At 68.3% G+C, this 25,987-nt stretch carries 21 protein-coding genes and 2 pseudogenes; 6 read left to right on the top strand and 17 right to left on the bottom strand.

Going from position 1 to position 25,987, the window contains the following annotated elements; all coding sequences use genetic code 11:
* Positions 1 to 147 precede the first annotated feature (147 nt).
* The 3 genes from A1D30_RS14795 (at position 148) to A1D30_RS14785 (ending at position 3,372) form a co-directional block, all read left to right on the top strand.
* The gene (locus A1D30_RS14795; protein ID WP_063461484.1) at positions 148 to 1,290 is read left to right on the top strand and encodes a phosphotransferase; all 1,143 of its coding nucleotides are present in this window, start codon (positions 148 to 150) and stop codon (positions 1,288 to 1,290) included.
* Positions 1,291 to 1,382: 92 nt separating this feature from the next.
* A complete protein-coding gene (locus A1D30_RS14790; protein WP_063461483.1) occupies positions 1,383 to 2,120 on the top strand; it encodes a 16S rRNA (uracil(1498)-N(3))-methyltransferase in 738 nt (245 codons plus the stop codon).
* Positions 2,121 to 2,640: 520 nt separating this feature from the next.
* On the top strand, positions 2,641 to 3,372 hold the full coding sequence (locus A1D30_RS14785; RefSeq protein WP_242421901.1) for a diguanylate cyclase: 732 nt from the start codon (positions 2,641 to 2,643) through the stop codon (positions 3,370 to 3,372).
* Between the two features lie 58 nt (positions 3,373 to 3,430).
* Here the strand turns inward: A1D30_RS14785 and A1D30_RS14780 are convergent, their stop codons facing one another.
* Both A1D30_RS14780 and A1D30_RS14775 read right to left on the bottom strand, forming a co-directional pair.
* Positions 3,431 to 3,991 carry a DUF3617 domain-containing protein gene (locus A1D30_RS14780; RefSeq protein WP_063461482.1) on the bottom strand — a complete coding sequence of 187 codons (561 nt, stop codon included), beginning with the start codon at positions 3,989 to 3,991 and terminating at the stop codon, positions 3,431 to 3,433.
* Between the two features lie 123 nt (positions 3,992 to 4,114).
* Positions 4,115 to 5,413, bottom strand: coding sequence for an acyl-CoA dehydrogenase family protein (locus tag A1D30_RS14775; RefSeq protein ID WP_063461481.1), 1,299 nt, complete (start codon positions 5,411 to 5,413; stop codon positions 4,115 to 4,117).
* 198 nt (positions 5,414 to 5,611) lie between these two features.
* On the opposite strand from A1D30_RS14775, the gene A1D30_RS14770 reads away from it, so the two are divergent.
* The gene (locus A1D30_RS14770; protein WP_063461480.1) at positions 5,612 to 6,346 is read left to right on the top strand and encodes an SOS response-associated peptidase family protein; all 735 of its coding nucleotides are present in this window, start codon (positions 5,612 to 5,614) and stop codon (positions 6,344 to 6,346) included.
* Between the two features lie 84 nt (positions 6,347 to 6,430).
* Here A1D30_RS14770 and A1D30_RS14765 read toward each other — a convergent pair whose 3' ends face one another.
* From A1D30_RS14765 to A1D30_RS14735, 7 genes and pseudogenes are all read right to left on the bottom strand, one after another.
* Positions 6,431 to 7,045 (bottom strand): alkylhydroperoxidase domain protein, encoded by a 615-nt coding sequence (locus A1D30_RS14765; RefSeq protein WP_063461479.1) that lies wholly within the window; start codon positions 7,043 to 7,045, stop codon positions 6,431 to 6,433.
* Positions 7,042 to 7,722: a CMD domain protein gene (locus A1D30_RS14760; RefSeq protein WP_063461478.1), complete on the bottom strand. Its 681-nt coding sequence runs from the start codon at positions 7,720 to 7,722 to the stop codon at positions 7,042 to 7,044. The genes A1D30_RS14765 and A1D30_RS14760 overlap by 4 nt, the downstream gene beginning before the upstream one ends.
* Positions 7,719 to 8,822 carry a putative FMN-dependent luciferase-like monooxygenase gene (locus tag A1D30_RS14755; RefSeq protein ID WP_063461477.1) on the bottom strand — a complete coding sequence of 368 codons (1,104 nt, stop codon included), beginning with the start codon at positions 8,820 to 8,822 and terminating at the stop codon, positions 7,719 to 7,721. Before A1D30_RS14755 ends, A1D30_RS14760 begins: the two co-directional genes overlap by 4 nt.
* Positions 8,764 to 10,470 (bottom strand): ABC transporter ATP-binding protein, encoded by a 1,707-nt coding sequence (locus tag A1D30_RS14750; RefSeq protein WP_063461476.1) that lies wholly within the window; start codon positions 10,468 to 10,470, stop codon positions 8,764 to 8,766. The genes A1D30_RS14755 and A1D30_RS14750 overlap by 59 nt, the downstream gene beginning before the upstream one ends.
* Positions 10,467 to 11,453, bottom strand: coding sequence for an ABC transporter permease (locus A1D30_RS14745; RefSeq protein ID WP_109790955.1), 987 nt, complete (start codon positions 11,451 to 11,453; stop codon positions 10,467 to 10,469). The genes A1D30_RS14750 and A1D30_RS14745 overlap by 4 nt, the downstream gene beginning before the upstream one ends.
* Positions 11,454 to 11,464: 11 nt before the next feature.
* Complete coding sequence (locus A1D30_RS14740; protein WP_063461575.1) at positions 11,465 to 12,406, bottom strand: ABC transporter permease; 942 nt, start codon at positions 12,404 to 12,406, stop codon at positions 11,465 to 11,467.
* Positions 12,407 to 12,466: 60 nt separating this feature from the next.
* Positions 12,467 to 14,124, bottom strand: a pseudogene (locus tag A1D30_RS14735) (TIGR04028 family ABC transporter substrate-binding protein).
* Between the two features lie 324 nt (positions 14,125 to 14,448).
* On the opposite strand from A1D30_RS14735, the gene A1D30_RS14730 reads away from it, so the two are divergent.
* On the top strand, positions 14,449 to 15,033 hold the full coding sequence (locus A1D30_RS14730; protein WP_063461475.1) for an OsmC family protein: 585 nt from the start codon (positions 14,449 to 14,451) through the stop codon (positions 15,031 to 15,033).
* 26 nt (positions 15,034 to 15,059) lie between these two features.
* Positions 15,060 to 15,872 (top strand): VOC family protein, encoded by an 813-nt coding sequence (locus tag A1D30_RS14725; RefSeq protein WP_063461474.1) that lies wholly within the window; start codon positions 15,060 to 15,062, stop codon positions 15,870 to 15,872.
* A gap of 116 nt (positions 15,873 to 15,988) precedes the next feature.
* Here A1D30_RS14725 and A1D30_RS14720 read toward each other — a convergent pair whose 3' ends face one another.
* From A1D30_RS14720 to ubiD, 8 genes and pseudogenes are all read right to left on the bottom strand, one after another.
* The gene (locus tag A1D30_RS14720) at positions 15,989 to 18,076 is read right to left on the bottom strand and encodes a family 2A encapsulin nanocompartment cargo protein cysteine desulfurase (RefSeq protein ID WP_082836470.1); all 2,088 of its coding nucleotides are present in this window, start codon (positions 18,074 to 18,076) and stop codon (positions 15,989 to 15,991) included.
* 6 nt (positions 18,077 to 18,082) lie between these two features.
* A complete protein-coding gene (locus tag A1D30_RS14715) occupies positions 18,083 to 19,015 on the bottom strand; it encodes a family 2A encapsulin nanocompartment shell protein (protein WP_010464819.1) in 933 nt (310 codons plus the stop codon).
* 76 nt (positions 19,016 to 19,091) lie between these two features.
* Positions 19,092 to 19,361, bottom strand: coding sequence for a helix-turn-helix transcriptional regulator (locus A1D30_RS14710; RefSeq protein WP_063461473.1), 270 nt, complete (start codon positions 19,359 to 19,361; stop codon positions 19,092 to 19,094).
* Positions 19,358 to 20,289, bottom strand: a pseudogene (gene epsC, locus A1D30_RS14705) (serine O-acetyltransferase EpsC). Before epsC ends, A1D30_RS14710 begins: the two are co-directional and overlap by 4 nt.
* A gap of 63 nt (positions 20,290 to 20,352) precedes the next feature.
* Positions 20,353 to 20,832, bottom strand: a complete 480-nt coding sequence (locus A1D30_RS14700; protein WP_063461472.1) for a rhodanese-like domain-containing protein — start codon at positions 20,830 to 20,832, stop codon at positions 20,353 to 20,355.
* Positions 20,833 to 21,341: 509 nt separating this feature from the next.
* Complete coding sequence (locus A1D30_RS14695; RefSeq protein ID WP_082836469.1) at positions 21,342 to 22,601, bottom strand: branched-chain amino acid ABC transporter substrate-binding protein; 1,260 nt, start codon at positions 22,599 to 22,601, stop codon at positions 21,342 to 21,344.
* Between the two features lie 62 nt (positions 22,602 to 22,663).
* Positions 22,664 to 24,304, bottom strand: coding sequence for a long-chain-fatty-acid--CoA ligase (locus tag A1D30_RS14690; protein WP_063461471.1), 1,641 nt, complete (start codon positions 24,302 to 24,304; stop codon positions 22,664 to 22,666).
* 174 nt (positions 24,305 to 24,478) lie between these two features.
* Positions 24,479 to 25,966: a 4-hydroxy-3-polyprenylbenzoate decarboxylase gene (gene ubiD, locus A1D30_RS14685; protein ID WP_063461470.1), complete on the bottom strand. Its 1,488-nt coding sequence runs from the start codon at positions 25,964 to 25,966 to the stop codon at positions 24,479 to 24,481.
* Between the last annotated feature and the right edge of the window lie 21 nt (positions 25,967 to 25,987).

Genomic DNA, 25,987 nt, shown 5'->3' with positions numbered 1-25,987 from the left:
GGGGCCGCAGGGAAGAGGGGGTCTGCACGGTGGGGGGCTGGCAGCGTGGCACGTGGGGTGGTGGTTCGGGCAGTGGCAGAGGAAGAAGGCCCGCCCCAGGCTCTGCGGGGGCGCGTGCCCAAAGCGGGTTTTAAAATCGGATTATCCATGAGCCACCCCTTCCCCCCATCACCCGCCGGTGCGCCCCTGGGCGCGGCCGCTGCCGCCACCGCCCTGCCCCCCGTGACCTGGCCCGACGCCGCCCGCAAAGCGGCCTTCGACGCCTGGCTGGCGCCCCTGGTCGGCCCCCAGCAATTGCTGCCCGCCACGCTGCGCCCCGCCTCGGCCGACGCGAGCTTTCGCCGCTACCTGCGCATCGACACGGCCGCAGGCGCCAGCTGCATCGTGATGGATGCCCCGCCCGACAAGGAAAACTGCAAGCCCTTTGTGCAGGTGCAGGGCCTGATGGCCGCCGCCGGGCTGAACGTGCCGCAGATCCTGGCGTTTGATGAACCCACCGGCTTCATGCTGCTGTCCGACCTGGGCCACCAGACCGTGATCGAGCGGCTGAACCCTGAAAAACCCCAGGATGCCTACGCCTGGTACCAGCAGGCCACCGATGTGCTGCTGCAGTGGCAAAAGGCTTCGCAGCCCGGCGTGCTGCCCGCCTACGACGAGCCTCTGCTGCGCCGCGAGCTGGCGCTGTTCCCCGACTGGTACCTCGCCAAGCACCGCGCCGTCACCCTGGATGACAAGCAACAGGCCACCTTGAGCAGCGCCTTTGACGCCATCGTGGCGCACAACCTGGCCGCACCCAGCGTGTATGTGCACCGCGACTTCATGACCCGCAACCTGATGGCGCCCCTGGAAGCAGGCGCACCCTTGGGCGTGCTGGACTTCCAGGACGCGGTCTACGGCCCCATCACCTACGACATTGCCAGCCTGCTGCGCGATGCGTTCATCAGCTGGGAAGAGGAATTCATCATCGACATCACCGTGCGCTACTGGGAGAAGGCGCGCAAGGCCGGGCTGCTGGGCGCCAACAGCGCCAGCGGCTGGGGCGATGACTTTGGCGAGTTTTACCGCGCGGTGGAATGGATGGGCCTGCAGCGCCACCTCAAGGTCGCAGGCATCTTTGCGCGCCTGACGCTGCGCGACGGCAAGCCCAAGTACCTGGCCGACGCGCCCCGGTTCATGGCCTACATCCGCGCCACCGCCAACCGCTACCGCCAGCTGGGCCCGCTGCTCAAGATGCTCGACCAGATCGAAGGCACCGAGCCCGTGGTGGGCTTTGCCTACGGCCGCATGTAGGCAGGCAGCACCGCCCAATCGCCAAAATTTCAAGCAAAAACAGCCCTCTGCGCGCGACCATATTGCCCAGACAGCTATTAATAACATAGCAAATGCCCCGTTTCTACTGCCCCGCTCCACTGGCCACGGGCGCCGAGATTGCACTGCCCCCCGGCGCCGCGCGCCATGTGCAGGTGCTGCGCCTGCAGCCCGGCGATGCGCTGACGCTGTTCAACGGCGAAGGCGGCGAGTTCGAGGCCACGGTGCTGAAAATGGGCCGCAGCGATGTGCTGGTGCAGGTGGGCGCCCACCACGCCACCGAGCGCGAGGCGCCGCGCGCCGTGCACCTGCTCGCGGGCATCACCGCCAACGAGCGCATGGACTGGCTCGTGGAAAAAGCCACCGAACTCGGCGTGGCCAGCATCACCCCGCTGGTGGCCGAGCGCAGCGTGCTCAAGCTCAAGGGCGAGCGCGCCGACAAGAAGATCGCCCACTGGCAGGCCGTGGCCGTGGCCGCCTGCGAACAATGTGGCCGCAACCGCGTGCCCGTGGTGCACGATGCCATCGACCTCGCGGGCTGGGCGCGTGCGCAGGCAGGGGCCGCAGCGTCCGACGGGGCCGTGGCAGCGCAGCGCCTGCTGCTGTCGCTGCGCGCAGGCACCTTGCCGCTGCAGCAGGCGGCGGCCCCGGCCGGGCCGGTGCTGTTCCTCTCGGGCCCCGAAGGCGGGCTCAGCAGCGCAGAGGAAGACCTGGCCTTGTTACATGGCTTTGCCCCCGTCACGCTCGGCCCCCGCGTGCTGCGCGCCGAAACCGCGCCGCTGGCAGCCCTGGCAGCGCTGACCCTGCTGTAAGAGCCTGTTCAAAGTCTTTTTAGAGTCGCACAAGTACCTGGCCGGGATGGAATAACAGGCTCCAAGGATGTACGCGCGGGCCCCTGCGGCCTAAAATGCCCGATCGGCCGCGCCCTGCGCGTGGCTCCACCTCTGGCAGGAGCCCCCACCTTGCGCCACCCTTCCCGCTGGCAGCGCCTCAGGGATGTGATTCTCTCCACCGATCCCCGGCGGCGCACGCTGGTGGGGATGGCGCTGCTGGCCCTGCTGCTGATGACCGCCAGCGCGGGCGTGATGCTGCTGGTGGCGCATGCCAGCGCTGCGCTGAACGCCACCGCCGTGCACTGGTGGGCCGCCCTCTCGGTGGGCGGGCTGGCCGTGATGACAGCCTTCATCCGGTCCGGCGCCACGCTGGCGCTGCGCGACCCCTCGCTCACCCTGCCCCAGATGGCCTGGACCATCACCAGCGGCGCCGTGGCCTACGTGCTGGCGGGCGAGGCGCGCGGGCTGGTGCCCAGCGTGCTGGCCATGATCCTGTTCTTTGGCACCTTCGGCCTCACGTGTGGCCGAGGTGATCGGCATCGGTATCTATGCGCTGGTGGCCTTTGGGTGCGCGATCGGCGTGAGTTCGCGCCTGAGCGCCAATGCCTCGGGCTACCTCGACACCGCCTATGCCCTCATGGTCGTCATCGTGCTCGGGGGTTGTATTGCGCTGAACCTGCGCATCCACCGCATCCGCGCCCGGCTGCAGCAGCAGCGCGAGGCGCTGGCGCAGGCGCTGGACATCAACCGCGAGCTGGCCACACGCGACGAGCTGACCGGGCTCATCAACCGCCGCGCCATGCTCGACCTGATGGAGCTGGAACACCGCCGCAGCCTGCGCAGCGGCCGCCCCCTGCTGCTGGCGCAGCTCGACATCGACCACTTCAAGCCCATCAACGACCAGCACGGCCACGCCACCGGCGACCGCGCGCTGCAGGCCTTTGCGGGCACCGTGCGCGCCAACGTGCGCGACACCGATGTGCTGGCCCGCTGGGGTGGCGAGGAGTTTGTGCTGATGCTGTGCGACACCCAGCTGAACGACGCACGCGAGCTGCTCGAACGCGTGCGGCTGGCGGTGGAGGCGCTCGAAATCCCCCACGCCACGGGGACGCTGCGCCTGACCGTGTCGGCAGGCCTGGCCCTGCACCTGCCGGGCGACACCGTGGTGCACACGCTGGAGCGCGCCGACCAGGCGCTCTACACCGCCAAGGCCCTGGGGCGCAACCGCTAGGTGGTGGCGCCCAGCGGCCCACAGCACCCGCCGCGCCCCGCTGCGGGCCAGCCCCCCTTCAACGCACGGGTTTGAGCGCGCCGCAGTCGGCGGCCAGCCACTTGCCGGTTTGCGCCATGTCGAGCTGGTCGGGCTTGCCGTTGCTGGTGGTCTTGACCTTGAACTGGCCCGTGTAGGCCGTGGGGCCGTTGAAGGTCATGGTGCCCTCGCCCGTGGTGGGCGGCTGGCCCTGCGCGCCCTTGCAACTGAAGCGCATGGCCACCGCGTTCGGCCCGGTGCGGGTCACGGTCTGCGTGCAGCCTTCCTGCGGCGGGATGCGGTCCAGGTCGGCCTGCTCGGGGCTGATGCACACCTTCACGGTGGTGGTGCTGCCCCCCGGGCCCATGGCCACGCCCTGCTGCGCCAGCATCTGCTCCATCTGCTTGCGCTGCGCGGGCGTCATGCTGGCCATGGACTTCTGCATCTGCGCCATGGCCGCCTCCATCTCGCCACTCTGGCTTTTCATGGCCACGCTGTGCTCCCACAGGCCGGGGCGCATCTTCTGCACCTGGGCCTGGGCGGGGGCCAGCGCACCGGTCAACAACAGGGCCGTGGTCAAGGCGAGGGCGGGCTGGCGCATGGTGGGGCTTCCAGAGTGGAGACAAGGTGGCCAGTATCTCCAAGCCGCCCCGGGCTGCCAAGTGGGGCTCGGGCGGGGCGACCTCATCCGCCTGCGCAGTGCCCACTGCTCGCACGGAGCCCGTCACGCGCTCAGGTGCGGCGGCGCGCGCAGTTGCTCGGGCGTGGTGAACCAGGCGCCGGACTCCCCCAGCCCCGCGCGCGCCCGGGCCAGCTCGTGCCGCGCCACGGTGCGCAGGTGCACCTCGTCGGGCCCGTCCATCAGCCGCAGCGCGCGGCCCCAGGTCCAGAAGGCTGCCAGCGGCGTGTCGGGCGACAGGCCCATGGCGCCAAAGATCTGCATGGCGCGGTCCACCACGCGCTGCTGCAGGCGCGCGGCCACCAGCTTGATGGCAGCCACCTGGGCACGCACCTGGCGCGCGTCCACCGCATCGCCCTGGTCCAGCAGCCAGGCCGCATGCAGCACCAGCAGCCGCGCCTGGTCGATCTCGATGCGCGACTCGGCCAGCCAGTCCTGCACATTGGCCTGCTCGGCCAGCGGCTTGCCAAACGCCGTGCGCTCCAGCGCGCGCTCGGTGGCCAGGCGCAGCGCCAGCTCGCACTGGCCGATGCTGCGCATGCAGTGGTGCACCCGCCCCGGGCCCAGCCGCGCCTGCGCCATCGCAAAGCCCGCGCCCCAGTCGCCCAGCAGGTGGTCGGCGGGCACCCGCACGCCACGCAGCAAAATCTCGCAATGCCCCTCGGGCGCATGGTGGTGCAGCACGGGGATGTTGCGCACGATCTGCACGCCTGCTGCGTCAGCAGGCACCAGCACCATGCTGTGGCTGCGGTGGCTGCTGTGGCTGCTCGCATACTCAGCATCCGCATTGCGGCACAGCACGATGAGCAGCTGGCAGTGCGGGTGCGCCGCGCCCGTGATGAACCACTTGCGGCCGCTGATCACCAGGTCGCCGCCCTCGCGCCGCACGGTGGTCTGCAGGTTGGTGGGGTCGGACGAGGCCACATCGGGCTCGCTCATCGCAAAGGCCGAACGCATCTGCCCGTGCAGCAGCGGCACCAGCCAGCGCGCGCGCTGCGCGGGCGTGGCAAAGCGGTGCAGCAGCTCGATGTTGCCGGTGTCCGGCGCCTGGCAGTTGAACACCTCGGCCGCCCAGGGCAGGCGGCCCATGGCCTCGGCCAGCGGCGCGTAGTCGAGGTTGGTGAGGCGCGTGCCGGGCTCGTCATCCCGCAGCGTGGGCAAGAACAGGTTCCACAGGCCTTGCTCGCGCGCCAGGGTCTTGAGGTCGTCCAGAAACGGCGGCGGGTAGTCGCCCGCCGCCACGGCCGCATGCCAGGCGGCGTTGTAGGGCAGCAGGTAGCGGTCCATGAAAGCAGTGAGCCGTGCCAGCAGTGCACGGGCCAGGGGTGAGGGTGCGAAGTCCATGCGGCCATTGTCAAAACCGCGCGCCAGCCCGTCACAACACAGGCGACAAGGGGCTTGACGCACATCAGGGCTGCCGCAATGCCCCCGCAGTGCCGAAAGGTTGTTAACTACATTTTTCATAGCTAACAACCGTTACCAGATGCGCGGAAAAGCCGATTTTTATTCATAAACCCAGCCGCCACCCGCTACCATCGCCCCATGGCCACCCACTACGAAACCCTGCACCCCGCCGACAGCTACCGCGAGGCCTTTGCCGTGGCGCCGCCCGACACCCCGCTGGAGCGCCACCTGCGCCTGCGCAAACCCGGGGCCTGCATCGTGCCCGCTGCCAGCGCCACTGCCCTGGGTGCGGCGCCGCCCTCACCGGCGGGCGAGGAGGCCCGCAGCGACAGCGCAGAGCGCATGCTGGTGCCCGCGCAGTGGGGCCTGGTGCCCCACTGGGTCAAGTCGGCATCCGACGCAAAGCTGCGCGCCCCCAAGTTGGCCCACGCCAAGTCCGACCTCGCCTCCACCGGCACTGCGTTCCGCGACGCCTGGCTGAACGGCCAGCGCTGCATCGTGCCGATGCAGGCGTTTTTTGAAGACGACTGGCGCACCGGCAAGGCCGTGCCCACCCGCATCGCCCGCGTGGACGGCAAGCCCATGGGCGTGGCGGGCCTGTGGGCGCGCTGGCAAGGGGCGGACGGCGAGGTGATCGTGAGCTACTGCCTGCTCACCGTGAACGCCAACAACCACGCGCTGCTGCAGCGCTACGGCCCGCCGGGCAGCGAGAAGAACATGCCCGCCATCCTGAACGAAGGCGCCTACGACGCCTGGCTGTCGGCCCGGCCCGACAAGGCCAAGGAGTTCATGCGGCAGTACGCGCCGCAGTGGCTCACGGCCAACCCGGTGGAGAAGAAGGCCGACAAAGTGCCCAAGGGGTGGCTGGATTGAGGGGGCGCTGACCTCCTCCACACCGTTCACGCCGAGCCCGAACGGGTGGAGAACCATCGATGGACCCCTTTTCAGGCCACCGTTTCACGTCGCGGCGACTTCCTGCTGCGGCTCCCCCAGCGACAGCATCAGCCGGTTGGCCCAGTTGAAAAATGCCGCGCCGTGCAGCGCATCCGAGATCGCGAAATCATCGAGCCCCTGGGCGCGCAGGCGCTCGATGTGGGTGCCGTCCAGCGCCGTGGGCGTGGCCGTGAGGGCCACGGACGCTTCGACGATGGCGTTCCAGCGCGGGCCCAGGTCTGCGCCCACGCCCTCGTCCAGCAGGCGCTGCACATCGGCCTCGCGGTGCGAGAAGTGCGAGGCAAACCGCGCATGCACCGACGCGCAGTAGATGCAGCCGTTGGCGCGCGATGTGACCGTGGCCGAGAGCTCGCGCTCCGCCCGGGGCAAGCCGGCGTCGGGGTTGTAAAAGATGTCCTTGTCAGTGCGGGTGCGCGCGCCCAGCGTGTCAGGGTCGCGCGCCAGCAGGCGGAAGTAGGGCGACTTGGCGCGTGCGGCATCCACCAGGCCAGCGTAGTGGCGCTCGGTTAGCTCTTCCTCGGGCAGCGGCGACAGCCAGGGCAGCCATTCGAGCTGCGCCTGGGTGAAGGCCGTGGGTTCGTGGTTGCCGGGGTGGGTGATGACGGCGGGTTCGCTCATGGCTGGGCCTCTGCGGTGCGGGGGGACAACGGTGTGGGGGATGCAGGGTAGGCGGCCAGCGCGCGCAGGCCCACGACCACGCGGATCTGGAACGACAGGAACGCCACCAGCTGCGACAGGATCACGATGTCGGTGGCCGACCAGCCTGCGTCCAGCAGCGCCTGCAAGGCCCCGGGGCTGGCATCGCGCGGGTGGAAGGCCAGCAGGTGCGCGTGCGCCAGGCCCGCCGACAGTCGCGCGCCCAGCACGGTGCGCTGCGACTCGCCCACGGCGTAGACCGGGCCATCGGTGTCCTCGCGGCTCAGGGGGCCGGCAGGGTAGTGGCCATAGGGCCCCTGCGCCGCACCCCGGCTCACCTCGGCCGCAATCGCCTGCGCCAACCCCGCACCCGCGTCCTGCGCCACCAGCGCGGCGGCATAGAAGGCCGCCGCATCGGGCTGCTGGTGCAGGCCCGCGACAAAGGCCGCGACAGCCAGGCGCTCGGCCAGCGTCACCGCGCCGGGCGCGGGGGCCGTGGGCGCAAACAGCGCGCGGTAGCTTTCCTGCGCATGGGTGCGCGCCTGCAGCCGGTGGCGGCGGAGGGTGTCCAGGTGGTCGCCGGGCTCGATGCCCACGAGCAGGTCGATCACATCGGGCAAGGTGTGGCCCGGCAGGGAGGAGGGGTTGGCTTGGCTCATGCAAAGGCCTCGATACGGGTTGCGGAAGTGGGTGTGGCCAAGGATGCGGCCGTGGCGTTGCCGGGCTGCTTGCGCACCCAACCCAGCGCCGGGGCGACATGGGTGGCCGTGAGTTCGATGGAACGCAGGATCTGTGCGTGTGGCGGGTCCACGGAATGCACCTGGAACACGATGTCGGTGGTGCGCGCCAGCGCCGTGTCCGCCCGCAGCGAGGCGATCACGTCGTCGGGTGTGCCCACATGCACGTCGTAAGCGGCGATCAGGGTTTCTAGCGGTGCATCGGGCCCGGGGCGCGGGGCCTGCCCAGGCGACACCGCCGCTGCAAAACGTGAGGCAGAACGGCGCAGGCCCACATCGGCCAGGCGCAGCGCCTCGTTGCGGTCATCGGCCACGAACAGGCTGCGCGAGCCCACGATGCGCGGTGTGCTGCCCGCAGGCAATGCCGCCAGGTAGGCATCGATGATGGGATGCTGCAGGTCCGACAGCGACGCGTTGGGCGCATCGGCCGTGCGCGGCTGGGTGCGCGACAACATGAGCCCGTCGCCCGCCTGCCCCGCACGTTCGCCACCCGCCACCGAAAACGTGGCCTGCCAGATGCGGCCCAGCAGTTGCTCGGCGGCCGGGTACAGCCGGTCGCCGCCGGGCAGCGGGCGCCCGGCCCAGGCCTCGCGCACCACGGCCAGGTGGCGCGCATACACGGCACTGCGGTCTTCGCTGGTGATGCCGAAGGCCGCGAACGATTCGGGTGTGCCGCCCGTGCCCACGCCCAGCTCCAGCCGCCCGCCCGAGAGCAGGTCGAGCACGATGGCGTCCTCGGCCACACGCACCGCGTTTTCCATGGGCAGGGTCACGATGCCCGTGCCCAACCGGATGCGCCGCGTGCGCGCCGCCACATGGGCCAGGAACACGAAGGGCGAGGGCAGGCCCCCTTCGTGCTCGTGGAAATGGTGCTGCGCCACCCAGGCGGAGTCGAAGCCGAAAGCCTCGGCATGGGCGATCTGCTCGGTCACGAGCCGGTAGCGCTCGCCCGCAGGCACATCGTCAAGCAGCCTGCTGAAGAACCCGAGGCGTTTTGCTGGAGAGGTCTGTGAGAGGGTCATGGTGTGGGTTTTTCTTTCCGGGAATGGCGGCAATGAGTTCGCGCGTGTAGTCGCTGCCGGGGCGCAGGAACACGTCTTCCACACGCCCCGCATCCACCTGGCGGCCGCCCTGCAGCACCGAGACGGTGTCTGCGATCTGGCGCACCACGGCGAGGTCGTGCGAGATGAAGAGATAGGTCAGGCCCAGGTCGCGCTGCAGCGTCTCCAGCAGCGCCAGAATCTGCGCCTGGACGGTCACATCGAGGGCCGACACGGCCTCGTCGAGCACCAGCACACGCGGCTGCAGGATGAGGGCGCGCGCAATGGCCACGCGCTGGCGCTGCCCGCCGGACAGGGCACGCGGGCGGCGCTCCAGCACGGTCGGCGGCAGGCCCACACGGGCCAGGATGTCGTGCACGCGGCGCGCGCGCTCGGCAGCAGGCAGCGGATCGAAATTGAGCAGGGGCTCTTCGATGATCTGGAAGATGGTCTGGCGCGGGTCCAGCGAGCTGAACGGGTTCTGGTAGACCAGCTGCACCGTGCGGCGGAACTGCCGCAGCGCCTCGCCGCGCAGGGTGGTGAGGTCCATGCCCTCGATGACGATGTGGCCCGCCGTGGGCTGGCGAAAGCCCACCACGTTGCGGATGGTGGTGGTCTTGCCCGAACCCGACTCGCCCACGATGGCATGCGTGGTGCCACGCCGCACACGGAAGGACACGCCATCCACCGCGCGGAATGGCTCCTTGCGCCCCGCCACTGGAAAATCGTGCACCAGGCCTTCGACCACGATGGCGAAGTCATCGGGCCGCTCGGGCGCATCGTTGGCCACCAGGACACGGGGAGCGCGGAAAGCTGCGCTGGCCAGCGAGGGCGCATCGGCCAGCAGCTTGCGCGTGTAGGCGCTTTGCGGGTTGCGCAGCACGCTGCCCGTGTCGCCCTGCTCCTGGATGCGCCCGCCCTGCAGCACCACCAGCCGGTGGGCGCGGTCGGCCGCCACGCCCAGGTCGTGCGTGACCAGCAGCACGGCGGTGCCAAACTCGGCGCGCAGCCCGTCGATGAGGTCGAGGATGCGCCGCTGCACCGTCACGTCGAGCGCGCTGGTGGGCTCGTCGGCAATGATGAGCGCGGGCTGCAGCGCAATGGCGATGGCTATCAGCACGCGCTGCTTCATGCCGCCCGACAGCTCGTGCGGGTACTGCCGCGCACGCAGCTCGGGCTGCGACAGGCCCACCTTGGCCAGCAGCTCGACCACCCGCTGCGCGATGGCCTGGCGGTCGCCGTAGCGGTGGATCTGCAGGATCTCGCCCACCTGCTCGCCCGCCGTGCGCACGGGGTTGAGCGAGCTGGTCGGGTCCTGCGGGATGAGGCTCACCACGCGGCCGCGCACGGTATCAAAGCGGTCAGCAGACCAGCCCGCGATGTCCGTGCCGTTGAGCCGGATGGCGCCCTGCTCCACCCGGCCGTTGTCGGCCAGCAGGCCGATGATGGACTGCGCGGTGGTGGTCTTGCCCGAGCCGGATTCGCCCACCAGCGCCACGACTTCGCCGGGTGCAATGGAGAACGACACGCCGTGCACCACGCGCTGTTCGTGGTCCTTTTCGCGGTAGGCGATGGCGAGGTTTTCCACCTCCAGCACCGGTGGTGTTGCGGTGACAGGGCTGACCGTCATGCGCGCCCCTTCGTCAAGGCCGCGCTGATGCGGTTGGCCGACAGCACCACGGCCACCACCACCAACCCAGGCACTGTGGTCAGCCACCATGCCGTGGCGATGTAGTTGCGCCCTTCGGCGATCAAGAGACCCCATTCGGGCGTGGGCGGCGGCGCGCCGTAGCCCAGAAACCCCAGCGTAGAGATCGACAGAATGGCAGAGCCGAACTGCAACGCGGCCATGGCGATCACCGAGGTCAGCGAGTTGGGCAGCACGTGGCGCCACAGCACGGCACCGAAACGCCCGCCGCTGCCGAACGCGGCCTCCACATATTCCGAGCGGCGCACGCGCACCACCTCGGACCGCGTGAGCCGCGCAAAGCTGGCCACCGAGGCCACGCCCACAGCCACCGCCGCATTCAGCGTGCCAAAGCCCAGGATGATGATGATGGACAGCGACAGCAGCAGCGGGGGCACCGAGAGCAGCACATCGACGGTGCGCATGATCACGTCCTCCACCCAGCCGCCGATGGAGCCCGCCAGCACGCCCAGCAGCGTGCCCAGCACCAGCCCCACGGCCACAGCCAGGAACGCGCCCGAGAGCGAATGCACCGCGCCGAACACCAGGCGCGCATAGCCGTCGCGGCCCAGCGCATCGGTGCCCAGCCAGTGTGCGGCCGAGGGCGCCTGCAGCTGCTGGCCGGCCACACCCACGGTGGCGCTGTAGCTGGTGAAAACACCGGGGACCACTGCCCACAGCGCCACCAGTGCGATCACACCCCAGGCCAGCCACAGGCTGAGGGGGGCGCTGCGCGCACGCTGAATGGCACGGTGGGCCCACGCACTGTGGCGTGTGCGCGGCGGCGGGGCCGCAGGGAGGAATGCCGTGGGCGTGGGCGCCACCACAGCAGCGGGGGCCACGGCGGCGCGCTCGTAGCGTTGTGGTGCAGGCTGCGCGGCGCCAACAAAGGCGCCCAGGTCGGCGGTCGAAGATGTGGTGGACATGGCAGGCTCCTTCAGGCGCCGAGACGGGTACGAAGACGGGGATCAAAAACCGGGTACAGCAGATCCACCACCAGGTTGATGAACACGAAGGCCGTGGCCGACACCACCACCACGGCCTGCAGCACGGCGGTGTCCTGGTTGCCCACGGCCTGCTGCGTGAGGCTGCCCAGGCCATTCAAGCCGAACACCGCCTCGGTGACCACGGCACCGGCCAGCAGCTCGCCGAACAACACACCCGCGATGGTCAGCGTGGGCAGCACCGCGTTGCGCGCCACGTGTTTCCACAGCACCCATTGGCGCGTGGCGCCCTTGGCACGCGCCACGGCCACGAACGGCTGGGTGAGCACCTCGTCGATGTTGCGGATCAGGATCTGCGCCAGTGGCGCAGCGATGGGGATGGCCAGCGTGAGCGTAGGCAGCACCAGGCCCTGCCACTTGCCGGGGTTGATCACCGGAATCCAGCCCAGGCGGAACGACACCACCTGGATCAGCATGATCCCCAGCCAGAACACCGGCACCGAGATGAACAGCGAGGGCAGCGACTGCAGCGCTGCTCGCAGCCAGCCCCAGCGCGTGAGCTGCGACACAAAGGCCAGCACCACCGCCAGCAGCAGCGCGGCAGCAAAGCCGAGCCCCGCCAGGCGCAGCGTGGGCGGCAGGTTGGTGGCCAGCCCCTGGCTTACCGGCACCCCCGCCTGCACCGAATACCCGAAGTTGCCGCTGAGGAAGCCCAGTAGCGTGTGCTGGTACTGCTGCCACACCGGCGTGTCGGCCCCATAGGCCGCACGGATATCCGCGATCTCCTGCGGCCCCAGTCCAAACTCAGGGTTCAGGAACTTGATCAGGATCGCATCGCCCGGCAACAGCTGCAGCAGCACGAACGACGCCGTGAACGCCGCCCACAGCACCAGCAGGGGCTGGCCGGTGCGATTGGCGAGGTACTTGATGAACATGTCGATCACTCCTTGTGCTGCAGAGGGCGCCGCGCCTGCGAGACTGGCGCCGTCAAAAGGTCAGTGTTTTGCAGCGACCCAGGTGCCGTAGAAACTGGGGCGGCCCACGGCCTCAAAACCAACGCCCTTCACCGAGGGTGCACCGGCAAAAGCCTGCGGCTCTTCAAACACCGGAATCACATACGCCTGGTCGATCAGGTAGTTCTGCACATCGCCCGTGAGCGCCAGGCGCTTGGCGGGGTCGGTCTCGGCCGCGATGGCATCGAGCAGCCCGTTGAGCTTGATGTCCTCAAACGACTTGACCTTGGTGCTCACACCACCCTTTGCAGCAGCACGTTGCGGTTGGTGGGGTAGTAGTTGCTCTTGATCACATCGGGGTCGGCGCGGCCCACCATGCCAGGGGCGACGGGCGTCTTCTCGGGGTCGAGGCTGTCCACGGTACGGCTGCCCGAGTCGCCCGCCAGCACGTTGAGCTTCACACCCACCTTGGCCCACTGCTGCGCCACGAGCTGCAGGGTTTCCTTGTTCTGTGGCTGCGGCAGCGATTCGTATGCAGCCAGCACCAGCTCCTTGCCATCCTTCTCGCGCCGGCCATTGGCATTGAGCTTCCAGCCTGCTTCGTCGAGCAGCTGCCTGGCCTTGGCTTCGTCATAGCCCAGCTTGGTCGACAGGTTCACATAGCCCAAGGCCGTGGACGCGATGACCGAGGTGGCCTGCGGGTAGTTGGTCGAGAACAGGGTCTGCACGATCTCCTTCGTGTTGGTGGCATGCAGCAGCGCCTTGCGCACCTTCACATCGGCCACCAGCGCGTTGTCGGGGCGGAACACCACGCTGTTGTTCACGCCGCGCGTGGAGGGTGCGTAGATGGCGAACTTCTGGTCGAGCACGCGCTTTTCGTCGTAGGCCTGCACCTGGCGGATGAAGCCCGCCTGGCCCGACAGCAGCGCGCCGATGCGCACGCTGTCCTCGGGCGTGACGATGAGCTTGATCTCGTCCAGGCGCGCACGGCCCTGGTGGGCGTGTTTGGCGGGGCCCCATGCGTAGTCCTTGCGGGCGGTGAGCGTGAGCTCCTTGCCCAGCGTCTCGGCCGTCACCACAAAGTGCCCGGAGCCGATGATCTTGGTCGCATCGCCCAGCTCTTCAAACGGCCGTGCCAGCGTGGCCAGCGACACCAGGCCCGAGCCGATGACCGACGTGCCCTGCAGGAAGCCGGGTGAGGGCTTCTTGAAATAGAACTTGACGGTGAGCGGGTCCACCACCTCGCTGCGCTCGTAGTTGTTGATGACCTCGGAGACGGGCAGCTTGAGCTCCTTGTTGCCCAGGCCGTAGGTGTCGTAGTTCTTGGCCACAGCGGCGGCATCCAGCGGGCTGCCGTCCGAGAAGGTCACGCCTTTCTTCAGCCTGAAGGTGTACTCGGTGGCGGTAGGGTTCACCTCCCACGACTCGGCGATCCAGGGCTGGATCTCCAGCGTCTTGGGGTCCTGGTAGGTGAGCTTGTCGGTGATCTGGTTGAGGATGCCGCCGTTCGGATAGAAGCCCCCCGCCGGTGGGTACAGGTTGGTGTGCGCCTGCTGTTCCAGATACACCAGCGTGCCGCCCTGCACGGGTTGGTCGGTGGCCGCACCGGTGGAGGCGGCTGGCTCGCTGGCCTGCTTGGAGCAGCCCGCCACCAGCACGCCCAGCGCCAGCGCTGATACACCCCACACCCTCCATCCCATTGATTTCTTCAGAGAAAACACGTTCGTACCTCGTCGCCGGACCGGCATTGACAGACCATGAAACATCAGCCTCAAAGTGGGCTGATTCATGTGGTTGCATGCTATCGACGCACCATCCGAACGTGCACCTATTACGTAGCATGCATATTCGGAAAACGACGAAGCAGGCTGCAGCATCCGGCCCCGTTGGGCATATCTGAAACCTGCATATGCGAGCGCAGTTTTGTTTGTTTCCAGCACAGGCGTGGCCCCGAACAATCAGTGTGCAACGCTGCCCACCCCACGCCCGATGTCCGGGCGCGGAAGGCGTTGGAAAGAACATCCATGACCCATCCGAATGCCCACCTGAACGACTACCTGGCCGAGAAACGTGCCGCCGTACTGGCCCGCAACGCCGCCATTGATGCGGGCACTGCACAACCAGCCGCCCTGAACGCGCGCGTGAGCGCCGAGGGCCGCAGCGGCGTGCGCCGCATCCGCATCCGCGACCACCAGGTCATCAGCGACAGCCCGCCCGACTTCGCGGGCTACCACCTGGGCCCCAGCTCGCCCGAGCTGCAGCTGGGGGTGCTGGGCAGCTGCGTGACGCACATCTTCCTGATCCAGGCGGCCTTGCGCCAGGTGCCTTTGACGAGCCTGGAGGTGGAGGTCAGCGGCGTGATCGACCCGCGCGGCGGCAAGCCCGGGCACGAGTCCACGCCCATCTGGCCACACCACATTGCCTACACGGTGCACATCGACTCGCCCGCCAGCCGGGCCGACATCGATGCGCTGTTCCAGGCGGTCGAGCAGACCTGCCCCATCCTCAACCTGCTGCGCAATCCACAGCACATCCACGCCGAGGTGAAGCTGGTGAACTCCGCCGCCTCCGCACCCCAACGCGCCACTGCAGACGCGGTGGCGGCCTGAACGCCGAGAAGCCCCCAAGGAACCCCATGGCATTGACACTCGACCACATCGTCATCGCGGTAAAGGATCTGGAGCAGACCATCACCGACTACCGCGCCCTTGGCTTCAACGTGCTGCAGGGCGGCGAGCACCCGGGCCGGCCCACCTACAACGCGCTGGTCGTGTTGGCCGATGGCGCCTACTTTGAACTCATCGCCTGGCGGTCCCCCTCGCCTGGCGACCGCTGGTGGGAACTGCTGAACCAGCATGGCGATGGCATCGTGGACTTTGCACTGCTGCCGCCCGGGACGGCAGCCACTGTGAGCGGTGCGCAGGCCCGGGGCCTGGCCTACAGCGGCCCCCACGACGGAGGCCGCTTGCGACCCGATGGCGAACGCCTGCAATGGCAAACGGCCCGCCCGCCGTCAACCGACCTGCCTTTCTTGTGCGGCGACATCACGCCCCGCGCGCTGCGGGTGCCCGAAGGCGACGCCCGCGTGCACCCCAACGGCGCACGCGGTGTGCTCAGCCTGTCGATTGCAGTGCAAAACCTTGACGCCAGCCTGGCCCGCTACCGCGCCTTGCTGGGCGAGGCACAGGGCACGCACATTGGCACGCCCTTTGTGCTGCCGGGTGCCGCTGCGCGGGTGGCCACCCTTGCCCTGGGCGCCACCACCTTGGTTCTGACGCAGCCGATCCCTGGAGCCGCCCCGCACACCACACAGGCGCACCAACTGGCCAAGCGCGGCCCTGGCCCGTTTGCCGTGGTGCTGGGCACCGGTTCACCGGCCGCACAGCCACACCAGGCATGGCATCGGGAGCAGACCCACGGCGCCGCGATTGAACTGGTGGTTGCCTGACTGCGGCTGGCCCCAGCACATCCGCACCACCATCAAAAAGGGGAAGTGGGCACAACACCCACTTCCCCTTTTTTTGATCGCCAACCGGCTGGCATTGCAACCGGTGTGCGCTCTGGCTAGCGCCGTTGCGCCGCCAGCCTGCGCACCACGGTCGTGAGGCAGTCGATTTCGTCAAACGTGTTGTAGAACGCGAGCGACGGCCGCACCGTGGTCTCCACGCCAAAGCGGCGCAGGATGGGCTGGGCACAGTGGTGACCCGTGCGCACCGCAATGCCCTCCTGGTTGAGCGCCTTGCCCACTTCCTCGGTGGTGTAACCCGCGAGAACGAAGGACATCACGCTGGCCTTGTGCGCCGCCGTGCCGATCAGGCGCACACCCGGGATGGCGCCGAGCTGCTGCATGCCGTACACCAGCAGGTCATGCTCGTACTGCGCAATGTTCTCGATGCCCACGCGGTTCACGTAGTCGATGGCGGCACCCAGGCCCACGGCGTCGGCAATGTTGCCGGTGCCTGCCTCGAACTTGTTGGGGATGGGCTGGAACACCGTCTTCTCGAAGGTCACGTCGGCAATCATGTTGCCGCCGCCCTGCCAGGGGGGCATGTCTTCCAGCACCTCGCGCTTGCCCCAGACCACGCCGATGCCGGTAGGCCCGAAGACCTTGTGGCCCGAGAACACGAAGAAGTCGGCACCGATGTCCTGCACGTCCACCCGCATGTGCGAGATGGACTGCGCGCCATCCACCAGCGCCTTGGCCCCTGCGCGGTGCGCCAGGGCCACGATCTCCTTGACGGGCACCACCGTACCGAGCGCGTTCGACACCTGCGTGACGGACACGATCTTGGTGCGGTCGTTCAGGAGCTTCTGGTATTCATCCAGCAGCACCTGGCCCGTGTCGTCCACCGGGATCACGCGCAGCCTGGCCCCCTTGGCCACCGCGAGCTGCTGCCAGGGCACGATGTTGGCGTGGTGCTCCAGGTGGCTGACGATGATCTCGTCGCCCTCGCCGATGTGCTGCGCGCCCCAGCTTTTGGCCACGAGGTTGATGGCCTCGGTGGTGCCGCGCACAAAAATCACCTCGTTCACATCCGGCGCGTTGATGAAGTTCTTCACGCGCTGGCGGGCGCCTTCGTAGGCGTCCGTGGCACGTGCAGCCAGCTCATGGGCGGCGCGGTGGATGTTGGAGTTTTCGTGCTCGTAGAAGTACGAGATGCGATCAATGACCGCCTTCGGCTTGTGCGTGGTGGCCGCGTTGTCGAACCACACCAGCTGGCGTCCGTTCACGCGCTCGGAGAGCACGGGAAAGTCGCGGCGGATGGCATGCACGTCAAACGGCGGATGCTGCCCCTGCCCCGCCAGCGGCACGGCGGCATGCGGCGCGGGCTTGGCCGGGGTGACATAGCCGCTGGGCAGCACCACCGCGTCGGCAAAGTAAAACTGCGGTGCAGTACCGGGAGACGCCTGCGCCAAAGGTGCGGACGAGGGCGCAGGTGTGCCGCGCAGGTCCACCCCTTGCAGGTTGGCAAACGGCTGGCGGGCCAGTTCGTCGCTGACGCGCGTGGGGCCCAGCGCATTGCCTGGCGTGCCACTGTGGCCACCGGGCGAGGGCTGCCCGTGCTGGGGCGACAGGAAATAGAACGGCGATGCGCTGGCTGCAGGGTGGCTGCCAGCAGATGCACCGCTGGCACCCGCCGCCTCGGGAACACCCAGCACGCCACTGCCAAAGCGGGGCTCGTAGCCGGGCACGGCAGTGACCACGGTGTCGGTCACGCCGTTGGCGGCGGTGGCGTGGGGCAGCAGGGCCGGAGCCCTGTGCGCCAGCGACAACACAGGCGTGGGCGAGGCAGGCGCCAGATTGGCGCCCGGCACCTGCCCTTGCGGGAACGGCGTACCGGGCACGCTGGGCCCGAAGCCCGCTGGACTGGCCAGCGGCGAACCCGCAGGCGCGATGTTGACCGGCGCCTGCACACCGGCCGACCCGGGCGATGCCTGGGCAAAGCTCGGGACGGTGGCCGGTGGTGTCGATGGCAACCCCAGGCCAGCCACCAGGCTTGCCGGGCTGGAAGGGTTGCCGGTGGGCAGCTGGGGCGTCTCGCCCGGCCGGGCCGAGAAGAACGCCGTGGCCATCTGTGCCAGAAGCGCCGGATGGATCGGCGCCTCCGGCGCGTCGGGCACGCCCACAGAAGTGGAAGGGATGTTGCTCACCGCAGATTATTTGTAGGTATCGGGGTAGTCGTGGTACTTGTTGACCTCGACGTCATCCAGCACCGCCAGCGCGTCGCTGGTCAGCACGGCGAGCGAGCAGTACAGCGAGATCAGGTACGACGCAATCGCGTGGTTGTTGATGCCCATGAAACGCACCGACAGGCCCGGGCCCTGCTCGCCCGGCAGGCCCGGCTGGAACAGGCCCACCACGCCCTGGCGCTTGTCGCCCACGCGCAGCAGCAGGATCTTGCTCTTGCCGTCGGCCACGGGCACCTTGTCCGAAGGAATCAGCGGAATGCCGCGCCAGGTGATGAACTGCGAGCCGAACAGGCTCACGGTGGGGGGCGGCGTGCCACGGCGGGTGGCTTCGCGCCCGAACGCGGCAATGGCCAGCGGGTGCGCCAGGAAGAAGGCGGGCTCTTTCCAGACCTTGGTCAGCAGCTCGTCCAGGTCGTCGGGCGTGGGGGCGCCCGTGAGCGGGAAGATGCGCTGCTCTTCCGTCACCTGGGCCAGCAGGCCGTAGTCGGGGTTGTTGATGAGTTCGCTTTCCTGGTTTTCCTTGATCGTTTCGATCGTCAGGCGCAGCTGTTCCTTGATCTGGTCGTGCGGGCTGCTGTACAGGTCGGACACGCGGGTGTGCACGTCGAGCACGGTGCTCACGGCATTGAGGAAATACTCGCGCGGGTTCTCTTCGTAATCCACGAAGGTGCGTGGCAGCTGGTTCTCCGACTCCTTGGCGGTGCAGGCCACCTTGATGGCTTCAGGGTTCTTGACCTTGTTGAGGCGGTAGATGCCCGCTTCCACTGGCGTCCATTGCAGCAGGTGGGTCAGCCAGCGGGGGCTGATGGTCTCCAGCTGGGGGACGGTCTTGGTTGCATTGGCTAGTTGCCGTGCGGCGCTATCGCCGAGTGCGGTCGTGCCGCCCACTGTTGCCGACATAGTGAAACTCCCTGGGGTAAAAAATCAGTGATGAAAAATGGAACGCGCGCAGTGTCCCGTGGCAAGGCGGGTGGCCTCAACAGGCTATAGCCGCCAACTGGATGCCGCGCACCAGCTGGGCCCGCTGGATCGCCTCGCCCCGCACCACCAGGCCCGAGGCCGCCACGCCCAGCGCACCGGCCAGCTTCTCGACGGTGGCGAGCGAGGCGATCACGCTGCCGCGCTCGATCTCGCCCACATAGGAGCGGTTCAGGTCGGAGTGCTCGGCCAGCCGCTCCTGCGACCAGCCCCGGGCCTCGCGCGACTGGCGCACGGCCAGGCCAAAACCCTGGACCAGCGTGCTCACAGCGCAGCCCCCGCCAGCACCGAGGCAAAACGGCCCGACTCCTGCGAACTGGCCTGCGTGACATGGCTGCCAGCGGGCACGTCGTGCGTGAGCCAGACATTGCCGCCAATCACGGCGCCCCGGCCCAGCGTGACGCGGCCCAGGATGGTGGCGCCCGCATAGATGACCACGTCGTCCTGCACCACCGGATGGCGGGGCAGGCCTTTTTGCAGGTGGCCGTCGGCGCCGGCAGGAAACCGCTTGGCACCCAGCGTGACGGCCTGGTACACCCGCACGCGCTCGCCGATCACCGCCGTCTCGCCGATCACCACGCCGGTGCCGTGGTCGATGAAAAAGCCCGCGCCAATCTGCGCGCCAGGATGGATGTCGATGCCCGTTTCACTGTGCGCCAGTTCGGCCACGATGCGGGCCAGCAAGGGCAGGCCCAGCTGGTAGAGCCGGTGCGCCAGGCGGTGGTGGATCATGGCCAGAATGCCGGGGTAGCAGAGCAGCACTTCGTCCACACTGCGCGCTGCCGGGTCGCCCTGGTAGGCGGCCAGCACATCGCTGTCGAGCAGGCGGCGGATGGCGGGCAGCGACTGCGCAAACGCCTGGGCCGACCGGCGCGCCTGCGCTTCCACATCCGCCCCGTCCAGCGCCTGGCGGCGGGCGCTGTAGCGCAGCTCCAGCCCGATCTGCACATGCAGCGCATGCAGGGCGCTGTCCAGCGTGTGGGCGACGTAGAAGTCTTCGCTCTCCTGCCGCAGGTCGTAGGGCCCAGCCGCATGGGGAAGAGCGCGCCCTTGAGCTGGTGCACCACCTGGGCCAGCGCATCGCGCGAGGGGAACTCGCGCTCGCCTGCATCCTGCAGGCGGTTGTGCGCATCGCGCCACTCACGCCGGGCCGCGCTCAGCGATTGCGCGATCTGTTCAATGTCGAAAAGGGCCATGGGGTGTGATGCCGGTTGTGCCGGTCTTTCCAATCTGCAAAGTTCGAGGGTCCAACGCGCTGTTCAGTCCTGCACCCAGGGCAACTGGTGAAAGCGCCAGCCATCGCCGCCGCCCCGGTGCTGCTGGGCATCAATCTCGCCCTCAAAGCCTTCGAGCACGTTGAACACGTGGTGAAACCCGGCAGCCGCTGCCGCCTCTGCCGCCAGCACCGAACGCTTGCCGCTGCGGCACAGCAGCAGCACCACGGCGTCCTTGCCACCGTCCTTGGCCAGCTTGGCTTCCAGCTCGCGCACAAAACGCGGGTTGCGTGTGAGCGCCGTGCCCGTGGCCCAGGCCACATGCTGGCTGCCGGGCACATGGCCCACAAACTTGCGCTCCTCGGCCGAACGCACGTCCACCAGCACGGCCTGGCCCGACTGCACCAGCGCCCACGCCACCGCCGGGCGCACGCCACCAGCGTAGTTCAGCCCCTGCGCAGCGGCATCGGCACGGGCGGCCTCCAGGGCTTCGGGCAGGGCGATCTCAAGGGCTTCGGCGGACATGGACAGGGTCTCCTGGAACGGGGGGAAAGCGGTTTTGGATGGGGATAGCCACCAATTTATGCGGGGGTCCGCAAAAACCAAACGAATAAAAATCGTTTTCTTTACAACCAAATCATCTGATGAGAACGCAGAGAGCGAAAGAAGGGGCACGGGCTGGCCGCAATCTCTGCGGAGAAAGGAGTTGTTTCTTTGCGGCTTGCGCACCAGCAGGGAGCCAGGGGCTTGAAGGCACCACCGGCGGCGCAAGAGGCCCAGGTAGCGCACACCGACACAGGGCCTGCAGCGAAGGGGGCTTGGAGGTGTGGGGCGCCCGTCAGCGGGGGCTGCGGACTGTGTGCCCCGGGCGGCGCGTTGAAGCCATCACGTACAAAGCGCTTGAACGTGTGCAGACCCCGCTCCCAGGCGAGAGGGAACGGGGCCCATGCCGACGACGCCCACCAAAGCGTCGCCAGCTTGCCTGCGCAGCGTGCACGGCGTGCTGCCGAGGGAACGTCTGAGCTACAGGGCGCTCAGGACGGCCGCTTCATCTGGCAGGACGTGGGCTGGGCGCTGATGTAGTTGTCCCACGCCACTTCGGAGCGGAAGCCGTAGCCGGTTTTCTCCGCGTCGTGTTTCACGCCCTTGCTGCCCTGCTTGGCCCAGATGCCCAGGTACAGCGGGGCTTCGAGCTGGTGGTCGGTCTTGCGCATGCGCACCTCGCCCATGGGGCTCTTGTAGGCCATGCCTTCCAGGGCCAGGGCAACCTTCTTGGCGTCGGTCGATTGCGCCTTGCGCATGGCTTCGCGCAGCATGTGCACGCTGTTCCAGTGGGCAGCAAAGATGAACTCGTCGTTGTACTTCTTCTTGTAGTCCAGGTAGATCTTCTCCAGCTCGGGCGTGGGCGCGTTGTGCACCCAGTTCCAGACCACGCCCACCTTGCCTTCGCCCCAGTTGCCCAGCTGCGCCGGGGTGCCGGGGTTGTTGCCGTTCAAGGTGAAGTAGTTGATGTTGAGCCCGTAGTCGCGGGACGACTTGAACAGCAGCGTCAGGTCGCTGCCCCAGTTGGAGGTGATGACCGTGTCGGCCTTGGCGGCGGCCATCTTGGCGACGTAGGGCGCAAAGTCGCGCGTCTGGGCGATGGGCACAAAGTCGTCACCCACGATCTCGATGTCGGGCCGCTTGCGCGCCAGGTATTCCTTGGCGGCCTTGGAGACCTGGCGGCCGTGGGTGTAGTCCTGGTTGAGCAGGTACACGCGCTTCACGTCCTTGCGGCCTTGCAGGTAGGTGGTCAGCGCCTCGATCTTCATCTCGCTCGATGGATAGAAACGAAAGTGCCAGAAGCTGCAGCGCTCGTTGGTGAGCTGCGGGTCCATGGCGGCGTAGTTGAGGTACACCGTCGCGCGCTCGGGGTCGCGCTCGGCGAGCTTGTTGAGCGCATCCACCAGCGCCAGCGCCACGCCCGAACCGCCCCCCTGGGTGATGTAGCGCACGCCCCGGTCGGTGGCGGCTTTCAGCGCGTTCAGGCTCTCCTGCGGTGTGCCCTTGTTGTCGAAGTCCACCACCTCGAACTTGGGCTCGTTGGGCCCGGCCTTGGCATTGACCTGCGCCACCACCTCGCGCAGCTGGTTGAGCGAGCTTTGGCCGGTGAGCGCGAACGGGCCGGACAGCAGGTCGATGAAGCCGATCTTGACCGTCTCGGCCGCCCCGGCGTGCGCCGCCATCACCAGCGCTGCGGCGCATGCGCCGACCTTCAACCATTGGCGCGGCCATTTCCTGGGAACCATGTTCATGTGTGTCTCCGTGGGGTGGGTGGGAAAGAAAGGGAAGCGGTCAATACAAAGTTAAAGCGGTGTCATTCGCCGCCGAACACCGCGCCATGGCTCTGCCGCAGCTCGTTTTTCTGGACCTTGCCGGTGCCGCCCAGCGGCAGGCTGTCCACAAACAGCACGTCATCGGGCAGCCACCACTTGGCGACGCGTTGCGCCAGAAAGTCCAGGATCTGCGCCTTGTCCAGCGACTGGCCGGGCTTGCGCACGATGAACAGCAGCGGGCGCTCATCCCACTTGGGGTGCTTCACACCGATGACCGCCGCCATGGCCACCGCCGGGTGCGCCACCGCAGCGTTCTCCAGGTCGATGGAGCTGATCCACTCGCCGCCCGACTTGATCACGTCCTTGGTGCGGTCACGGATCTGCACCACGCCCTGCGGGTTGATGGTGGCGATGTCGCCCGTGGGGAACCAGCCATCCACCAGTGCCGAACGCTCTGCCTTGTGGTACCGGTCCACGATCCACTGGCCGCGCACCATCAGCTCGCCCTGCGCCACGCCGTCGCGCGGCAGGCTGGCGCCGTTTTCGTCTACCAGCTTGAGTTCGATGCCGAACACCGACTTGCCCTGCTTGGCGACCAGCGCATGGCGGTCCTCCGGTGGCAGTTCAGCATCACCCGCGCCCAGCACGCTCATGGTGGCAATGGCCGTGGTCTCGGTCATGCCCCAGCCGTGGCGCACCTCCACGTCGTACAGGTCGTTGAACTTGGCAATCAGCGCCTTGGGCATGGCCGAGCCGCCCACGCCCGTGCGCCGCATGGTGGTAAAGCGCAGCCCATGCTGCTCCACATGCTGGATCAGGCCCATCCAGATCGTGGGCACGCCCGCGCTGACCGTGACGCGCTCGGTCTCCATCAGCTCGTACAGGCTGGCGGCGTCCAGGCGCGGGCCGGGCAGCACCAGCTTGGCGCCGCCGATCAGGGCCGCATAGGGCAGGCACCAGGCGTTGATGTGGAACATGGGCACCACGGGCAGGATGGTCTCCCGCGCGCTGATGCTGAGCACGCCCGGCATGCAGGCCGACAGGGCGCTGAGCACCAGCGCCCGGTGCGAATACAGCACGCCCTTGGGGTTGCCGGTGGTGCCCGACGTGTAGCACAGCGCCGCGCCGGCCTTTTCATCACACAGGGGCCAGGTAAAGCGGTCGTTCTGGCTGGCTACCAGCGTCTCGTACGCCTCGACCCCGCTGACGCCCTGCATGTCCATCGTGCCCAGCGTGTCGGCATCACACAGCGCCACCCAGTGCCGCACGCGGGGGCACGACGCCGCAATGGCGCGCACCAGCGGCGCGAAGGTGGTGTCGAACAGCACCACCTCGTCGTCGGCGTGGTTGACGATGTAGGCCAGCTGCTCGGGGTGCAGGCGCGGGTTGCAGGTGTGCATAACCATGCCGCTGCCCGACACGGCGTAGTACGCCTCCAGATGGCGGTGGTTGTTCCAGGCCAGCGACCCCACCACGCTGCCGGGGCGCAGGCCCAGTGCCTGCAGTGCGCTGGCCAGCTGCCGGGCGCGCTGGGCCATGTCGGCAAAGCGGTAACGGTGCAGGCGGCCATCGGTGTCGCGTGAAACGATCTGCCGATCGCCGTACTGGTTCTCGCCATGCTCAAGAATGGCCGAAACCAGTAAAGGCCGGTCCATCATGCTGCCGGGCTGGTGCTGCTGCATTGCCGTTGTCTCCTAGGGATGTGCGCCTTGCTGCATCGCGGCATCCGTGGGGTGCCGGTGCAGAGCCTTCTATGTGAGGCTTGCGCATCGTCGCAAACAACGCGGGGCGGGCTTGTCGTCTGCGCGACTGAGGGTGCGCAGTACCACCTTGGTGCGCCGTGGCGCGCGGGGGCCCTATAGGCCCAGTGCAGTGAAAAGCCCGTCCATGCGCGCCTGCACGGCGGCGTCCATGGCCATCGGCCTCCCCCACTCCCGCTGCGTCTCCCCCGGCCATTTGTTCGTGGCATCCATCCCCATCTTGCTGCCCAGGCCGCTCACGGGCGAGGCAAAGTCCAGGTAGTCGATGGGGGTGTGCTCCACCAGCAGGGTGTCGCGGGCAGGGTCCATGCGGGTGGTGATGGCCCAGATCACGTCGGGCCAGGAGCGCACGTCCACGTCGTCGTCCACCACCACGATGAACTTGGTGTACATGAACTGGCGCAGGTGGCTCCACACGCCCATCATCACGCGCCGCGCGTGGCCCGCGTAGGCCTTGCGGATGCTGACCACCGCTAGCCGATAGCTGCAGCCTTCGGGCGGGAGGTAGAAATCCACGATCTCGGGGAACTGCTTTTGCAGCAGCGGGATGAACAGCTCGTTCATCGCCAGGCCGAGCACGGCGGGTTCGTCGGGTGGCTTGCCGGTGTAGGTGCTGTGGTAGATCGCGTCCTTGCGCATCGTGATGCGGTCCACGGTGAGCACGGGGAACTCGGCGCATTCGTTGTAGTAGCCGGTGTGGTCGCCGTAGGGCCCCTCCATCGCGTGCTGCCAGCCGCTGGCGTGGTGGGCGTCGGGCTGGATGTGGCCTTCAAGCACGATCTCGGCGGTGGCGGGTACCTGCAGCGGCACGCCCAGCGCGGGCGTGACTTCGGTGCGTGCGCCGCGCAGCAGGCCCGCAAACTGGTACTCGCTCAAGCTGTCGGGCACGGGCGTGACGGCGCCCAGCAGCGTGGCGGGGTCGGCGCCCAGGGCCACGGCCACGGGGTAGGGCTGGCCGGGATGCTGGGCGCAGTGGTCGGCAAAATCCAGCGCACCGCCGCGGTGGGCCAGCCAGCGCACGATGACCTGGTTGCGCGAGAGCACCTGCTGGCGGTAGATGCCCAGGTTCTGCCGCGCCTTGCGCGGGCCGCGCGTGATGGTGAGGCCCCAGGTGATGAGCGGGGCCACATCGCCGGGCCAACAGTGCTGCACGGGCAGGCGGGCCAGATCCACATCCGGCCCTTCCCACACTTCCTGCTGGCAGGGCGCGCCGCGCGCCACGGTGTGCGGCGCCATGTTCCACAGGGTCTTGAGCAACTGGCCCATGCCCAGCATGTCCTTGAAGCCTTTGGGGGCCTCGGGCTCTTTCAGCGTGGCGAGCAGCTCGCCCAAAGCGCGCACGCCGCGCAGGTCGGGCACGCCCATGGCGCGGGCCACGCGGGCCGGGGTGCCAAACAGGTTGGTGAGCACGGGCATGGGGTGGCCGGTGGGCTGGGTGAACAGCAGCGCCGGGCCGCCCGCGCGCAGCACGCGGTCGCTGAGCGCGGTCATCTCCAGGTGGGGCGAGACGGGCTCCGCCACACGGCGCAGGTCGCCCGTGGCTTCGAGCTGGGCCATGAAGTCGCGCAGGTCGCGGTAGGCCATATCAGTATCTAAAAATTTTGA

It is taken from the genome of Acidovorax sp. GW101-3H11, from assembly GCF_001633105.1.
Classification (GTDB): Bacteria; Pseudomonadota; Gammaproteobacteria; order Burkholderiales; family Burkholderiaceae_C; genus Acidovorax.
The sequence above is the reverse complement of the archived record's forward strand: the minus strand, read 5'-3'. Positions and strand labels throughout refer to the sequence as shown.

Coding starts and splice junctions, on each gene's coding strand:
- A1D30_RS14795 (WP_063461484.1), top strand. CDS start 148: ATGAGCCACCCCTTCCCCCCATCACCCGCCGGTGCGCCCCTGGGCGCG.
- A1D30_RS14790 (WP_063461483.1), top strand. CDS start 1,383: ATGCCCCGTTTCTACTGCCCCGCTCCACTGGCCACGGGCGCCGAGATT.
- A1D30_RS14780 (WP_063461482.1), bottom strand. CDS start 3,991: ATGCGCCAGCCCGCCCTCGCCTTGACCACGGCCCTGTTGTTGACCGGT.
- A1D30_RS14775 (WP_063461481.1), bottom strand. CDS start 5,413: ATGGACTTCGCACCCTCACCCCTGGCCCGTGCACTGCTGGCACGGCTC.
- A1D30_RS14770 (WP_063461480.1), top strand. CDS start 5,612: ATGGCCACCCACTACGAAACCCTGCACCCCGCCGACAGCTACCGCGAG.
- A1D30_RS14765 (WP_063461479.1), bottom strand. CDS start 7,045: ATGAGCGAACCCGCCGTCATCACCCACCCCGGCAACCACGAACCCACG.
- A1D30_RS14760 (WP_063461478.1), bottom strand. CDS start 7,722: ATGAGCCAAGCCAACCCCTCCTCCCTGCCGGGCCACACCTTGCCCGAT.
- A1D30_RS14755 (WP_063461477.1), bottom strand. CDS start 8,822: ATGACCCTCTCACAGACCTCTCCAGCAAAACGCCTCGGGTTCTTCAGC.
- A1D30_RS14750 (WP_063461476.1), bottom strand. CDS start 10,470: ATGACGGTCAGCCCTGTCACCGCAACACCACCGGTGCTGGAGGTGGAA.
- A1D30_RS14745 (WP_109790955.1), bottom strand. CDS start 11,453: ATGTCCACCACATCTTCGACCGCCGACCTGGGCGCCTTTGTTGGCGCC.
- A1D30_RS14740 (WP_063461575.1), bottom strand. CDS start 12,406: ATGTTCATCAAGTACCTCGCCAATCGCACCGGCCAGCCCCTGCTGGTG.
- A1D30_RS14730 (WP_063461475.1), top strand. CDS start 14,449: ATGACCCATCCGAATGCCCACCTGAACGACTACCTGGCCGAGAAACGT.
- A1D30_RS14725 (WP_063461474.1), top strand. CDS start 15,060: ATGGCATTGACACTCGACCACATCGTCATCGCGGTAAAGGATCTGGAG.
- A1D30_RS14715 (WP_010464819.1), bottom strand. CDS start 19,015: ATGTCGGCAACAGTGGGCGGCACGACCGCACTCGGCGATAGCGCCGCA.
- A1D30_RS14700 (WP_063461472.1), bottom strand. CDS start 20,832: ATGTCCGCCGAAGCCCTTGAGATCGCCCTGCCCGAAGCCCTGGAGGCC.
- A1D30_RS14695 (WP_082836469.1), bottom strand. CDS start 22,601: ATGAACATGGTTCCCAGGAAATGGCCGCGCCAATGGTTGAAGGTCGGC.
- A1D30_RS14690 (WP_063461471.1), bottom strand. CDS start 24,304: ATGCAGCAGCACCAGCCCGGCAGCATGATGGACCGGCCTTTACTGGTT.
- ubiD (WP_063461470.1), bottom strand. CDS start 25,966: ATGGCCTACCGCGACCTGCGCGACTTCATGGCCCAGCTCGAAGCCACG.